The following is a 14,627-nucleotide window of genomic DNA, read 5'->3' on the forward strand; positions in this document are numbered from 1 at the left end:
AATATCCGTTCAAAAAGGGCGTTAGCTCACGACTGTGAGCAGCGTCCATGTTGCTGTGCGCCTTTCGGGAAATCAAGGGTGATCGTTCAAGAACGCTCTCCGCGCTGACTCAGATAATCATAAGCATTTTTAATGCGTTGAAATCGCGCTGACGCCAGAGCAATCTGCTGATCGCTCTGTGAAAAGAAACGATCCGGATGATGTAGTTGGGCCATCTTGCGGTATGCGCGGCGAATTTCACTGTGGCTGGCCCCAGGTCTTAACCCGAGCACTGCGAGTGCTCGGGCTGTCCGGTCAGTGGGGGCCTGGCGAGCGCCTTCCTGCCGTGAGTGCTGGTGTTGGTCCTTCCTATACTGTTCCTGGCGCGCGTTTTCTTGGTGCGCTTTTTTACGCTGGGCATTTTCCTGGCGCTTTTGCTCACGCCGGGTCTGGGCTTGCCGTGCTTTTTCCTGCTTGGCCTTTTCTCGCTGCGCACGTACTTCTGCTTTACGATCAGCGCGCTCCTGACGTTTGCGCTGTTTTTCAGCGCGACGCTCTTGGCGTTCATGTTCGCGTTGCTGTGCAGTAGCGGCGGCATCGGCACGGGCTTTCTCAGCAGCCGCTTGCTGCTGGGCCTGGCGTTCATCGTGGTGTGGGTCGTACTGGCGCCAATAGGCCTGGGTGCTCATATCACCCGGTGCTTCGAGGTGGGTGCCAGTGAGCTCCTTATAAAGCGTCGTCAGGGTATCTGGCGTAATATTCAGTAAATCGGCCAGAAAATGCAGAATGTAGTGGTTAGCATGACATAGGTTGCCATTGTCGCCAGCCACTACGATGGCTTGCTGGATGACCTTCATGCTCCGGGTCGGCGAGCATTCACGATGGACGATCTCAGCGGCAAGTTGAATGGCCTGCATATCTTGCTGGTGGGCAATCTGCATGACGGGCCCAAGTTCGTGACCATGGCGAAAGTGGGCGCTTACCTGGGCCAGGCGCCGGCGACGTTGCCCTTCGCTGATATGCTGGCGCTGAACCAGCACCCAGGCGAGCAGCAGCAGAATTGCCGTATCCACCTGGCTGCGGCTGTTGAGCAGCAACAACTCAAAAGGGGAAAAACGGGCAGTCGACATTCCCAGGCTCCAGGGCAGCGGGGTAAACAGCCCGCCATGGTCGCCTGATGGATGGCAGATGGCAAGCCGGATCTGTGCGAGGCAAAGACTGAGCCAGATCAATAACCAGGTCTATTTGCTGGATGAAGATGGCAGAGCCCTGTCAGGCGCGCTAACCTGAGACTATGATTCACATTTTGAATCTGCGATTGATTCATACTGCACAAACTGAGGAGTGTCTATGCAAGCTGTCGATATTATGACCAAAGATGTCATCAGCGTGGGGCCACAGGAAGAGGTCAGTGCTATTGCCAAACTGCTGCTGGAACACCATATCAGTGCTGTGCCGGTGGTCGATGAAAGCCATCAGGTCGTGGGCATTGTCTCTGAAGGTGACCTGATGAGGCGCATTCAAAAGGAAGACGGTAAAGAAGCCTCTTGGTGGCTGTCTCTTTTCGCGGGCCATAAAGACCCTGCCGATTACGTCAAGACCCATGGCCGCAAGGCGGAAGAGGTGATGACCGTCAACCCCATGACCATCGAGGAAGATACGCCATTACACAAGATTGCCCGGCTGCTGGAAAAACACCGCATCAAGCGGGTTCCTGTGGTCAAAGAAGGCAAGCTGGTGGGGATTGTCAGCCGCGCCAACCTGCTTCAGGGCCTGGCCACTGAGGATGCCGTATCTGATAGCGCCCTCAAGGATGACCGTGTCATACGCGAGGCCATTCTCGATGAGATCGAGAAAAACACTGGCGTCAGGTCTGCTGCTATCAGCGTGACGGTAAGTAATGGGGTGGCCGAGCTATGGGGGCTGATTGATTCCAGCGACCAGCGCAAAGCCCTCGAAGTTGCTGCTGAAAACACCCCTGGCGTCACCCAGGTGAAAAATAATCTGGGCTATGCACCACGCGGTGTAGGCGGTTACTGAACGCGGCCGGCATCATCCGGTGTAAGCAGATGCTCGCCAGCGCCCACTTCTTAGAGAGAGGTGGGCGCTGTGCGTTAGCGCGATGGCAGGTTTTCCGGCCCGAAGGCGTCGGGCAGCAGCGTTTCCATGCTGTAGGTTTTCAGCACCTCGCCCTGGTGGGAAAGCACCATGATCTGTGTGTCTGGGGTGGCGAACTCACGGATGCGTTGGCGGCAGTCGCCGCAGGGCGTACACAGGTGCTCACCGGGCCCCATGACGTATACCTTGGCAAGCTCGCGCTGGCCAGCGGTAATCATTGCCGCAATGGCTGAGCCTTCCGCGCACAGTCCCTTGTAGTGGGCGACTTCCACATTAGTGCCTGCAAACTGCTGGCCATCCGAGCATTCCATGACCGCCGCGACCGGATGATGAGAGTAGGGTGCGTAGGCGTTGTTCAGGGCGTTTAGCAGGGTGTCCACCAATGCCTGATTTACTTGCGTCATGGGATTATCCTCTTCTTGGCTCGGAGTTGCTGGCGGTCAGGCCTTGTCAGCGTCGTCGCGCAGCACGGTATCGAGCGCAATGGTCATCATGTCGTTGAAAGTGGTCTGGCGGTCGGCGCTGGAGAGGGAATCGCCTTTCAGAATATGGTCAGACACCGTGCAGATGGTCAACGCGCGGGCGCCAAATTCGGCGGCCACGCCGTAAAGGCCCGCCGCTTCCATTTCCACGCCGACGATGCCGTAACGCTTGAGCAGCTCAGCCATCTCGGTCTGCGGGTTATAAAACAGATCCGCGGAAAAGATATTGCCGACTTTAACCGGGACGTTCTGGGCATTGGCTGCCGCGACGGCATGACGAGTCAGATCGAAGTCTGCGATGGCCGAGAAGTCGTGGTCGTTAAAGCGCATGCGGTTGACCTTGGAATCGGTGCAGGCGCCCATGCCAATCACCACATCACGCACGTTGACATCATCACGCACCGCGCCGCAGGAACCAACGCGGATAATCGATTTCACGCCAAAATCGGTAATCAGTTCCTTGGCGTAGATGGACACCGACGGAATCCCCATGCCGTGGCCCATGACTGAAATGTCGCGGCCCTTATAGGTACCGGTATAGCCGAACATGCTGCGCACGTCGTTGACCTGGCGCACATTTTCCAGGTAGGTGTCAGCGATGTATTTGGCGCGTAGCGGGTCGCCGGGCATCAGTACGGTATCGGCGAAATCGCCCATTTCTGCGTTGATATGCGGTGTCGCCATGGGTGGCTCCTTAATGTATTAGGTAGTTCTTGTGCTTACGCTGCCTGGGGTAAAAAGCTGTTGCCGTCCTGCATAGCATCAACGCCAAAGAAGTCCGCCAGCGTCTGACCAATATCGGCAAAGGTGCCACGTTCACCCAGCGGGCCGGGGTTGAAACCGCCACCACGTACCATAACTGGCACGTATTCCCGAGTATGTTCGGTGCCTTCCCAGCTGGGGTCGCAGCCGTGGTCGGCGGTGAGCAGCAGCAGGTCATCGTCATTCAGGGCCGCCATAAGTTCCGGCAGACGGGCATCGAAATGCTCAAGGGCGGCGGCGTAGCCCGGTACGTCACGGCGGTGGCCGTAAACCGAATCAAAATCGACAAAGTTGGTCATGATCATGGTCGGGCGATCTGCGCTCTCATTGGCGGTGCGCGCCACTTCTGCCAGTGTGGCATCCATCAGCGCATCATGGCCGCTGGCCTTGACCTTGTGGGTAATGCCGCAGTGAGCGTAAATATCGGCAATCTTGCCGATCGAGACCACTTCGCCACCGGCATCGGCGAGTTTCTGCAGCACCGTCGGGCTAGGCGGCTCGACGCTATAATCCCGACGGTTGCCGGTACGTGCGAAGCTTGCGCTGTCGTCACCGTTGAACGGGCGGGCAATCACCCGGCCGATGTTGTAAGGGGCAAGCAGCTCGCGCACGGTTTCACACAGCGCGTATAGGCGCTCCAGGCCAAAATGCTCTTCGTGAGCGGCGATCTGGAACACCGAATCGGCCGAGGTGTAGACAATCGGCTTGCCACTCTGGAGGTGTTCTTCCCCCAGGCGGGCAATGATCTCGGTGCCAGAGGCGTGGCAGTTACCGATCACGCCGGGTAACTCGGCCTCGCGGACAATGTTTTCCAGCAGATCGGCCGGGAAGCTGTCGGTTTTATCCAAAAAATAGCCCCAGTCAAAGCGTACCGGCACACCGGCGATTTCCCAGTGGCCGGACGGGGTGTCCTTGCCGCTGGAGATTTCCCTGGCGTGAGCATAGGCGCCTTCCAGCGGCGCCGGTAGATTAACGCCTTCAGCCACGCTGCCGGTGGCATCGCGGTGGGCGTGAAACAGGCCAAGGGCGGCCATGTTGGGCAGTTTCAAGGGGCCTGAACGCTCGGCGGTGTTGGCCTCGCCGCGGGCGCAGGCGGCGGCGATATGGCCCAGGGTGTCAGCCCCCTGGTCGCCGAATTTTTCCGCATCGGGGGCGCTGCCAATCCCGAAAGAATCAAGCACGACTACAATGGCGCGGCGCATCAGGCGTCTCCTCGGAAGGTATCTTGCAATAAGGTGTCGGCTTCAGCGGCGGTTTCACCCAGGGTAACCGCCGCGCGCAGCTGGTCGGCAGCACGCTTGGCGGCGTCTTCACTGCGGGCGTGAACCATGGCCAGTGGGCGCTGGTTATCCACGTGCTCGCCAATCCCGGCAATATCGCTGAAACCAACGCTGTGATCGACGCTGGCGTCGTTGCGCAGGCGGCCACCGCCCAGCTCGACCACGCTCATACCCACGGCGCGGGTATCAAAACGCTGAACAATGCCGCTGTGCTCGGGGTAGACCGCTTGAACGACCGGTGCGCTGGCCAGGTAGTGGTCTGAACGCTCCATAAAGTCGGCGGGGCCACCGAGTTCACTGACCATGCGGGCGAAGACTTCGGCGGCGGCGCCGGAGGTAAGCGCCTTTTCCAGCTTGGCAAGCGCCTCTTCACGGCTGGCGGCAAGCTTGCCCGCCATCAGCATTTCGACCGCCAGCTCACGAGTCACCTGCATCACCCTGCTGTCGGAACGTTCGCCGCGCAGCAGCGCCAGGGTCTCGACAATTTCCACCGCGTTACCGGCGCACGGGGCCAGCGGCTGGCTCATATCGGTGAGCAGGGCCGTGGTCGGCGTTCCCGCCTGGGTCGCTACGTTGGCAATACTTTTGGCCAGTTCGCGGGATTTTTCCGGGGTGGGCATGAAGGCGCCGCTGCCGACCTTGACGTCCATGACCAGAGCATCCAGGCCGGAGGCAAGCTTCTTACCCAGAATGGAGGCGGTAATCAGCGGAATGGATTCCACCGTGGCGGTGACGTCACGCACGCCGTAAATGCGTTTATCCGCGGGGGCCAGGTTGCCGGTTTGGCCGATAATCGCCACACCAGTGGATTTCACCACGCTGCCAAACTGCTCCGGTGCCGGGTAGGGGTCGTAACCGGGGATGGATTCCAGCTTGTCCAGGGTGCCGCCGGTATGGCCCAGACCTCGACCTGAAATCATCGGCACGAAGGCGCCGCAGGCGGCGACCCAGGGGCCGAGTACCAGAGAGACCAGATCCCCCACGCCGCCGGTGGAGTGTTTATCGACAATCGGGCCGGGCAGGTTGAGCGAATCCCACTGCATGACGTGGCCGGAATCACGGGTGGCCGTGGTCAGGGCGACAACTTCCTCACGGCTCATGCCGTTAAGGAAAACAGCCATGGTGAAGGCGCCAATCTGGGCATCGCTGATACGCTCATCGGCAATGCCCTGAATGAAGGCCTGGATTTCTTCCCCGGGCAGCGCCTGACCGTCGCGTTTAAGCCGGATCAGTTCCTGGGGTAGCAGTGGCGTGGTGGCCATCAATAACCCTCCTCGTTATCCATCAGTGCATCGCCGCGCAGGGTCGCAATCAGGTTGTCGAGCAGGCTGGAGGCACCAAAGCGGAAGTGTTCTGGCGTGACCCAGTGGGGGCCCATGATGTCAGCGGCTAGCGCCATATAGGCCGCCGCGTCTTCAGCAGTGCGCACGCCGCCTGCGGCCTTGAAACCCACCGGTTTGCCGCTGGCCTTGATTGCATTGAGCATGATCTCGGCGGCTTCCAGGGTGGCATTGGTGTCCACCTTGCCGGTTGAGGTCTTGATGAAATCAGCGCCGCCTTCGATAGCAAGTTCGCTGGCCCGTTTAATCAGCGCCGGGTCTTTCAGTTCACCGGATTCAATGATCACCTTGAGCAGCGCCTGGCCGCCGCAGGCCGCGTGGCACATTTCAACCAGCTCAAAGGCCAGTCTCTTCATCACCGGCCATCAGGGCGCGATAGGGAAAGACCACATCGACTTCATCGGCGCCGGAGGCCACGGCCTCGCGGGTGGCGCGGGCAGCGGCCATGATGTCATCGCCGCCGTCCGGGAAGTTGGTGACCGTTGCCACCTTGACCTTGTCGCTCAGCTGGTGAGCATGTAGGGCGCGCTTGGCAGTGACGATAAAGGAAGGGTAGACGCACAGCGCCGCAGGGTGGCCGTAAGGTGTTTTTGCCTGCTGACACAGCGCTTCGGTGCTGGCATCGGTGTCGCTGTCATTCAGGCTGGTCAGGTCCATCAGGGCAATGGCCTGGCGGGCAGCCTGGGTGAGATTGATCGAAGCGGTCATAGGCGGTTACTCAGTTAGGTAAATAAACGTTAGGTAAATAAACAGGTTCAAAACGCAAGGCAGTGATGGCTCACAGCCTGGAAGTTCGGCGCCAGCTTGCCATATGTGGCAGACTAGCGCCGCTTGATAATGGCTAGGTGCCCATGGCGCTCAAGGCAATAAAGAAACCAGCAATCGAGGCCGACATCAGGTTGGAAAGCGTACCAGCCAGTACGGCTTTGACCCCGAAGCGGGCAATCTCGGCGCGCCGTGAAGGTGCAATGCTGCCTAGCCCGCCAAGCAGGATAGCAATCGAGGAGAGGTTGGCGAAACCGCACAGCGCAAATGACAGAATGGCCATGGTGTGGGCGCTCATGATCTGCCCGGTGGCTTCAACCAGTTGCTCGCCCTCCAGATAGGGCGCCAGGTTGATATAGGCCACGAATTCGTTGACCACCAGCTTCTGGCCGATAAAAGAACCCGCCAGAGTGGCTTCCTGCCAGGGCACGCCGAGCAGGAAAGCCAGTGGCGCAAACAGCCAGCCAAGAATCCATTCAAGGCTGAGCGTCTCAAAACCAAACCAGCCGCCAATGCCGCCCAGCATACCGTTGATCAGGGCAATCAGTGCGATGAATGCCAGCAGCATGGCACCACGTTGGCCGCCAGCTTCATGCCGGAGGTTGCCCCCGCAGCGGCTGCATCCAGCACGTTGGCAGGCTTGTTGTCCTGCTCCTGCTGCTCTTCCTCGACCTTGGAAATACTGTCCTCAGGCTCACGGGTTTCCGGCATGATCAGCTTGGCAAACAGCAAACCACCAGGGGCGGCCATAAAGGAGGCAGCGACCAGATACTCCATGGGAATGCCCAGGGCAGCGTAGCCCGCCAGCACCGAACCTGCCACCGAGGCGAGGCCGCCACACATCACTGCAAACAGTTGGGACGGCGTCATGCGGGCAATAAAGGGGCGGACCACCAGGGGGCTTCGGTCTGGCCGACAAAGATATTAGCCGTTGCTGAGAGGGACTCGGTTCGCGAGGTGCCGAGGGCTTTCTGCAGAGCACCGCCTAGAATGCGAATCACCCACTGCATGATGCCGAGGTAATACAGAACGGCAATCAGCGATGAGAAGAAGATAATCACCGGCAGAACCTTAATGGCGAACACAAAGCCGACGTTATCCACATCAGCCAGGCCGCCAAACAGAAATCCAATGCCATCGTTGGCGTATTCAACCACCTGGCCGACGCCGCTTGAAATGGTCTGCAATACGGCCTGCCCAAAGGGCACGTAAAGTACGAAAGCGCCGATACCGGCCTGAATAGCAAAGGCGCCCAGCACGGTACGCAAGCGGATCGACTTGCGGTCATAGGAAAATATCAAGGCAATGGTCACCAGGGTGATCATCCCTATCAGGCTCATTATCAGTGTCATCTTGTGCCCCTTGGCGTCGCGTCGTCACTGGGTTGTAGTGGCTGTTCTACATCGGGTGATGGCTACAGCAGGTTGAGTTTGACGGTATAGATCATGGCATTCTGATAGTTATCCGGGGTGCCGAGCTTTTCATCGGCATAGCGATATTGGATGCCGGTGGTGATCAGATCAATAGGATGCCACCACAGGCTGACAGCGCCGTTGGTGCCCACACTGCCTGCCTTGCCGTTCACATAGTTCTGATTCAGGTAGTCGTCATCTCGACCAAAGGTCTGCTCGTGCCAGTTGGTCACGCTAAAGTTCTGGCCGGTGGCGGTGAAGTCATAGCCTGCCACCCAGCCCGCCATAAAGCCGTTCATGCCGGTATAGCCATCGCTTTGTACCCGCGCGGCACCCAGAAACGGCTTGAACCATAAACCATTGGCAAACGTGGTGCGATACCCCAAGCCCAGGATCTGATCCTGCTCTCGGGCATTGTAGCCGTAATCGCGGAAGTCATAGACATGGGCATAGACCGAGAAGGGGCTGTCACCGAGGTAAATATGCGAGGTCACCTTGCCTGCCGTGCGGAAATTGTCCTTGCCGCCACTGGCCGCATCAAACTGGTCATTCGTGGGGTTTTCGAAATCGAAGAAGCCGTAGAACTCCCCCACTCATAGCCGAGCCCGCCTTCCAGTTCAAGGTAGACGAAATCGCCCTTGGCTGCGTTGCTGGCAGTGCGTGATTCAGTGCCACCTGACCAGTCAAGATAATTGGCTGAGACGTTGGCAAACGACCATAACGGTGTGCTATTGGCCTGGGCCTGGGTAAAGGCAGCCGCGCATACCAGCAGGGAGCCAGTGCTCAGGGTGATCAAATGGCGTTGGGAAGAAGAGTTCATAAAAGCCTCAGCGTTGGAAGGAAGCGCCTGTACTTGGTGACAGCACAGTGTTTTGTTAAAAAAATCACAATAATTGTTATTTCTAAGACGCTATTTTGCAATGATAGTGACATCAACGCTAGAGCCAAGGTTTGTCAACAGAGGCCGTGGTTGCGCTAACTATTTATTCGCCATACAAAAAATTTTCAGACGTTTTTTTACGACTATTGGCATGCTGGCGCTGGTGAGAGGCGGGTCGCACAATAGATGACCAGATAAAGGCATTTTTACGGGAGAAAAGCATGAAGGGGCGCAGTGCTGCACGGTTGGAGAAACTTTACGATATCCTGTCGCAAGGAAGGGTGGTGCCTCTGCGCGAGGCCGCCACCTTATGCGATGTGTCGGAGATGACCATCCGCCGCGACCTGGCCCGTCAGGAAGGCGAGCAGCAGGAAATTCATCTGTTGGGTGGGCGCTTGTTGCTGAATGGCAGCATGGACCCCGCCTATGATGTGGCCGAACAGCAGGCTAGCCGCTACCCGGCCAAAAAAGCGCTGTGCCAGCGTGTTGTTGAGCAGATTGAGGACGGCGATACGCTATTTATTGATTGTGGCTCCACCTTGATACCTCTGTTGGGCCTGTTGCAGCGCTTCAGCGAATTGACCGTTGTGACCTATGCGTTGAATGTGGCCAATGCCGTTGCCCCGTTGAGCAATGTCCGCCTGGTGCTGCTAGGCGGGCTGTATTACCCGGCTTCGCAATCCTTTGGAAGCGATACCATAGAGGCCAGAATTGAACGGTTGGGCATCAACAAGGCATTGATTTCAGCGGCTGGTGTTGATGCCAAGCGCGGTGTTAGCTGCTTTCATTTCCATGAAGTCGCCCCCAAGCGGGCGGCCATCGCCACTGCCATGCAGCGCTGGCTGGTGGCGGATGCCAGCAAGATCGGGGTGGTGCGCCCGGCCTATTTCGCCATGCTGGATGAATTTGATGCCCTGTTTACGGATGCCTCTGATATTGCCTTGTCGAAACCTGATCAGCCTTCCTGTTGAGCCGACTGAATGGCCGTCAGAGCAATGGTATAGACGATATCGTCGACCAGAGCGCCCCTTGAAAGGTCATTCACCGGCTTGTTCAAGCCTTGCAGCATGGGGCCAACGCTGACCACCCGGGCGCTACGCTGCACGGCCTTATAGGTGGTATTGCCGGTGTTCAGATCCGGGAAGATAAACACCGTGGCCCGGCCCGCCACTGGTGAATCCGGTGCCTTCTGCTTGCCGACGCTTTCAATCGCTGCGGCGTCGTACTGCAGTGGGCCATCAATCGCCAGGTGCGGGGCGCGTTGTTGAGCAATCCGCGTGGCTTGGCGCACTTTATCGACGTCAGCCCCTGTGCCTGAATCCCCGGTGGAATAGCTGATCATGGCAACCCGAGGCTCAATGCCAAAGGCCTCAGCGGACCGCGCGCTCTGAATGGCGATTTCCGCCAGGGTCTCGGCATCCGGGTCGGGATTGACCGCGCAATCACCGTAGATCACCACCTGCTCGGGCAGCAGCATGAAAAAGATCGAGGATACCTGCTGGTATTCAGGCGCCGTCTTGATCAGCTGGAAGGCCGGACGCACCGTATTGGCAGTGGTATGCACAGCCCCCGATACCAAGCCATCGACTTCGCCTAGCTGCAGCATCATGGTGCCCAGCACCACATTGTCATGCAGCTGGGCATCAGCAGTAATCTCGTTCAACTTGTCGCGGCGTAGGCCCACCATGGGTGCTATGTAATCCGCGCGGGTGCTTTCCGGGTCGATGATGGTCAAGGAGCCTGGCAGGGTCAGGCCGCGATGACGGGCTACGGTTTTGATTTCCTCACGATTGCCGAGTAGCACACAGCGGGCAATGCCGCGTCGCTCACAGATAATGGCGGCTTCAATTGTCCGCGGTTCATTGCCTTCCGGTAGCACAATACGTTTTTGCGCCTGCATGGCCAGCTTGACCAGCTGATGGCGAAACGCCGATGGCGACAGGCGGCGTGTATAGCCTCGGCTGACGTGTTCCTTGAGCCATTCCAGATCGATATGAGCGGAGACAAAGCGGGCCACCCGTTCAGCGCGCTCGAGATCATCGGTGGGGATCTCATGGCTTAGCTGACTCAGGTGGGTGGCGGTCGTCAGGCTGTCGGTATCCACTTCCAGCACCGGCAGGCCGGTGGCCAGGGCTGGGCGGCAAAGGTCGATCATCTTGTCATTAGGCATGTAACCGTTGGTCAGCAGCACGCCGGCCAGTCGGGTGCCATTCATGGTGGCCAGGGCGGCGGCGAGTATCACATCGTCGCGGTCACCCGAGGTCACGATCAGGCTGCCTGGCTGGAAGATATGCAAGGCATTGGCGGCACTGCGGGCGCACAGGCTGGTGGCCAGCACCCGACGCTGGCTGGCGTCGCCTTCGTTCAACAGGCGGGCGTTAAGGGCACGGGCGATATCCAGGGTGCGCGGTGCACTCAGCGCCTTGCTGTAAGGAACCACGCCAATCAGATGAAAGCGCTCGGTGGCCAATGACGGTGAATAGCGGCGTAACTCTTCAAGAACGGGCTCTTCCAGCTGAGGCTTGATGGTGCCAGGAGCCGCAGACAGGTCATCGTCTTCTGCGCCATAGGGAAGATTGCGCATGCGCATCAGAATACAGCCCAGGGTGCGGGCTGAGCTGATGCCACCGAAGCTTCTGGCATGCATATCCAGCTCTTCAGCCAACTCCTGGGGGCGTTCAGATCACCGGTGCCGACCAGGATGATGCGCGCATTCAGCGCATGGGCCAGTTGGACATTGGCCTGGGTGGCGTAAGTGGTATGCGGGGTAGGCACCACGCCCTCTATGACGACAAGATCAAGCGGTAAAGCATCGTGCTGGGCCTGCTGAGTGACCTGTTCCAGGCGTTCAATCACTTCTTCCATCAGGTCGTCGGTATGGTCGTCGCGCAGCAGGCGTTCCAGGTGTGCCTGGGGAATCGGCGCGGGTGGGCGTACGTTAAGGGTTCTCGATACCAGAGCGGTTGAGCGGTCAAGCCCTAGGCCGTTGAGTTCATCCTGCATGAAAGGCTTCAGAAAGCCCGCTTTCAGGCCAATGGTATCCAGGGCCTGGATCAGCCCCAGGCAGGCGGAGGTCAAGCCGGCACCTTCACAAGTCGGTACCAGCAGGAGAGTTTGTGGCTGATTGTCCGGGGTGTTCATTGCTTCTTGGCTCCAGGCAGGAGGTAAACATTGCAGTGTGCCGCTAAGAGTTAGATCTGAGACCTTAGACTAACATGCTGCGCTGCAGAAGAAAGAGGGGGAGCTAAGCAAGTAGCTGATAAAAAACGAAGCGACTTTGTCGGCACTGCACCAGATGGTGCGTCATCGAGGTGCTAATACTTTGATTTCTAATTGTTAATAAATAGGTATGACAAATATTGATGTATGTCAGCCTTAATGAACTCCCACCCCTAAGCGGCTACGCCGTTAGAGGTGGTTTCGCTTGCGCGTTGGCAAGCTTCTAATGACAACCGCGCATCGATATGCGTGATGGTCATGGGCGTGTCCACAACGCCCTTACCGGCTCGAAGGTGATTGCTGATCCACTCGTTGCCGATTTCTTTTCGCATGATATTCGCGCTACCGTTGACGTCTGCATTGATCCGCTGACGTGACGCGGTACGGTAGAGACCGCGCTTGACGCGCCGGCCACTAAAGGTCGGTTTTTGCTTTCGTGCTTCGTCATAGTCGGGGATGGGGGCAAGATCCAGGGCGCTGGCTTTGCTGGTGTAGGCTTCGTTCATCAGTACTACCTCGATGCCCTGCTCTTCTGCCTTGTACTGGATCATGTCAATCAGCTTGGCGTGCGGGATCGCGGTGAACTTCTGGTTGTTGACACGACCAATATTCACGCCCTGTTTCCACCCGGGATTTTTACCAATGACCAGCTTGCCCGTGCGGGTGCGCACGCACTCGCTCACGATCCAATGACTGACCTTGTGAAAATAGTCGTGGATGCGCGCATGACGTTTTCTGACTTTCGAGCGGATGTGCCGCTTTTTGCCTTTCTTCGCTAATGCCGCCTTGTCCTTGTTGTACTGCACGTTGATCGACTTGATGACCTTGCCCTTGACCAGAACAGGACGGTAATCCGGCTGATTAGAGGTGATGGCGACAAGGTTATCGATACCGATATCGAGCGAAAGTACACGGCTCATGTCGAGCAGTGGGGGTGAGGCAGTCTCCTTGATATATCCGATCTCAATGCAAAACGAGGTGCCTAGCGGCACAATGCGGATATCCGTCACCACCGTTTCATCGGCCTTGGCATTGAAAGGTTGGTGTTCGCACACCGTGGTCTTAACGGGCTGAAAACCGAACGCCTTGGCACCGCTAAGATGGATCATACCGTTGACTATTTTATAGCCATTACGGTTGACGACATAGGTTCGAGCGCCTTTGCCATAGCCGGGGATTTTGGGCGGCGCGCGGTATTTTTCAGGATGGCGGGCATAATCTGCCTTGGCCTTGACCCAGCTTTTCCAGCTATCGCCAACCAGCTGTGTGGTACGCTGAGCACCCGCTGAAGGCAGTAGGCTATAAACGTCCTTATGCTCACGCTTGAGGATTTTGTCCGCTTGGCTTGCGTTGATTGGCTGGTCGGTAAAAAATGCCTGCCGCATGTGATACAAGGTGGCATTGGCCACTTTTCGCGTTGCCACACACAGTCGACGGCATGCCGCATGATTGGCATGGCCGGGGCGAATGATGATGCGTTCAACGCGATTAACAAACATGAGTCGCCTTTTGATTAACACCTACTGTAAATATATCAGGAAAAAGGTGTGTATCAATATCAAAACACAACGCACGACAACTCAATCAGGCCGTCCTGACGGACGGCGCGCTATCCATCCACGACCAATGTGTGACTTGAACGTGGAATTTCGCGCATGACGTTAAAAAATTTTCTATCTATAGTTCTGATTTTGCGCATTATCCCTGACGAACTCATGGTTTGCCATGCTAACCGCCCATGGACATCGTTGAACTTTCTCGATTGCAATTCGCTTTTATGGCGATGGTGCATTTTCTATTGGTGCCTTTGACGCTGGGTCTTTCAATCCTGCTGGCGGTAATGGAGACGGTCTGTGTCATGATCGGTAAAACCATCTATCACGATATGACCAAATTCTGGGGCAAATTATCCAGAAGCGCGTCAAACCTCTTCCTGAGTCGCGAAGCGCAAGCAAAGGGAGTATACAAGCGCGGCATCCACTAAGGTGCCTTGTTGGCACTTGAAGTCTTACAAAAGAAACGCAAGGTGTCAGTGGCAGTGGTAAATCAAGCCTTCTGGAAGTGCTGTTAGGATTTGTCAGCTATCAGGGAAACGTGACCATCGACGGCCTTGAGCTGGCCTCTCTCTTGAGAGCCATGGCAGTCGCGACTTTGCTATCTCGGCCAGCAGCCGCCGATCCTGCGCGGCAGTGTGGCAGATAACCTGCGTCTTGCCGGACCACAGGCCAGCGATGCCGCCCTGATTCAGGTGCTTGAGCAGGTGGCTGTGGCTATTCCTTAAGGCAGTGAGCTTCAGTATGACACCGAACAGGTGTTATGCCTACAAGGGCCCTCTGGATGCGGTAAATCAACATTGCTGCACGTGCTGGCAGGTGAGCTATGAAGTGGAC

At 57.4% G+C, this 14,627-nt stretch carries 8 protein-coding genes and 6 pseudogenes; 4 read left to right on the forward strand and 10 right to left on the reverse strand.

What is annotated here, in order from left to right; translation table 11 throughout:
- Positions 1 to 86: 86 nt before the first annotated feature.
- Positions 87 to 1,109 carry a J domain-containing protein gene (locus HLB35_RS06935; RefSeq protein WP_171702012.1) on the reverse strand — a complete coding sequence of 341 codons (1,023 nt, stop codon included), beginning with the start codon at positions 1,107 to 1,109 and terminating at the stop codon, positions 87 to 89.
- Between the two features lie 220 nt (positions 1,110 to 1,329).
- On the opposite strand from HLB35_RS06935, the gene HLB35_RS06940 reads away from it, so the two are divergent.
- Positions 1,330 to 2,019, forward strand: coding sequence for a CBS domain-containing protein (locus HLB35_RS06940; RefSeq protein WP_171702013.1), 690 nt, complete (start codon positions 1,330 to 1,332; stop codon positions 2,017 to 2,019).
- A 74-nt stretch (positions 2,020 to 2,093) separates the two neighbouring features.
- Here HLB35_RS06940 and cdd read toward each other — a convergent pair whose 3' ends face one another.
- From cdd to HLB35_RS06975, 7 genes and pseudogenes are all read right to left on the reverse strand, one after another.
- A complete protein-coding gene (cdd, locus tag HLB35_RS06945) occupies positions 2,094 to 2,501 on the reverse strand; it encodes a cytidine deaminase (RefSeq protein WP_171702014.1) in 408 nt (135 codons plus the stop codon).
- Between the two features lie 36 nt (positions 2,502 to 2,537).
- A complete protein-coding gene (deoD, locus tag HLB35_RS06950) occupies positions 2,538 to 3,263 on the reverse strand; it encodes a purine-nucleoside phosphorylase (RefSeq protein ID WP_171702015.1) in 726 nt (241 codons plus the stop codon).
- A 35-nt stretch (positions 3,264 to 3,298) separates the two neighbouring features.
- Complete coding sequence (locus HLB35_RS06955) at positions 3,299 to 4,543, reverse strand: phosphopentomutase (RefSeq protein WP_171702016.1); 1,245 nt, start codon at positions 4,541 to 4,543, stop codon at positions 3,299 to 3,301.
- Positions 4,543 to 5,883 (reverse strand): thymidine phosphorylase, encoded by a 1,341-nt coding sequence (deoA, locus tag HLB35_RS06960; RefSeq protein ID WP_171702017.1) that lies wholly within the window; start codon positions 5,881 to 5,883, stop codon positions 4,543 to 4,545. The genes HLB35_RS06955 and deoA overlap by 1 nt, the downstream gene beginning before the upstream one ends.
- Positions 5,883 to 6,669, reverse strand: a pseudogene (gene deoC / locus HLB35_RS06965) (deoxyribose-phosphate aldolase). The gene deoA and the pseudogene deoC overlap by 1 nt, the downstream one beginning before the upstream one ends.
- Positions 6,670 to 6,802: 133 nt before the next feature.
- A pseudogene (locus tag HLB35_RS06970) lies at positions 6,803 to 8,078 on the reverse strand (NupC/NupG family nucleoside CNT transporter).
- Between the two features lie 62 nt (positions 8,079 to 8,140).
- Positions 8,141 to 8,958, reverse strand: a pseudogene (locus HLB35_RS06975) (outer membrane protein OmpK).
- 281 nt (positions 8,959 to 9,239) lie between these two features.
- On the opposite strand from HLB35_RS06975, the gene HLB35_RS06980 reads away from it, so the two are divergent.
- On the forward strand, positions 9,240 to 9,989 hold the full coding sequence (locus HLB35_RS06980; protein WP_171702018.1) for a DeoR/GlpR family DNA-binding transcription regulator: 750 nt from the start codon (positions 9,240 to 9,242) through the stop codon (positions 9,987 to 9,989).
- Here HLB35_RS06980 and pta read toward each other — a convergent pair.
- Both pta and HLB35_RS06990 read right to left on the reverse strand, forming a co-directional pair.
- A pseudogene (pta, locus tag HLB35_RS06985) lies at positions 9,974 to 12,159 on the reverse strand (phosphate acetyltransferase). The gene HLB35_RS06980 and the pseudogene pta sit on opposite strands and share 16 nt — an antisense overlap.
- A gap of 251 nt (positions 12,160 to 12,410) precedes the next feature.
- Positions 12,411 to 13,736, reverse strand: coding sequence for an RNA-guided endonuclease InsQ/TnpB family protein (locus HLB35_RS06990; protein ID WP_235937021.1), 1,326 nt, complete (start codon positions 13,734 to 13,736; stop codon positions 12,411 to 12,413).
- 239 nt (positions 13,737 to 13,975) lie between these two features.
- Here HLB35_RS06990 and HLB35_RS17840 point away from each other — a divergent pair.
- Both HLB35_RS17840 and HLB35_RS18810 read left to right on the forward strand, forming a co-directional pair.
- A pseudogene (locus tag HLB35_RS17840) lies at positions 13,976 to 14,146 on the forward strand (cytochrome ubiquinol oxidase subunit I); the annotation flags it as partial.
- Positions 14,147 to 14,539: 393 nt separating this feature from the next.
- Positions 14,540 to 14,620, forward strand: a pseudogene (locus tag HLB35_RS18810) (ATP-binding cassette domain-containing protein); the annotation flags it as partial.
- Between the last annotated feature and the right edge of the window lie 7 nt (positions 14,621 to 14,627).

Source organism: Vreelandella azerica (assembly GCF_013112225.1).
In the GTDB taxonomy this organism is placed as follows: Bacteria; Pseudomonadota; Gammaproteobacteria; order Pseudomonadales; family Halomonadaceae; genus Vreelandella; species Vreelandella azerica.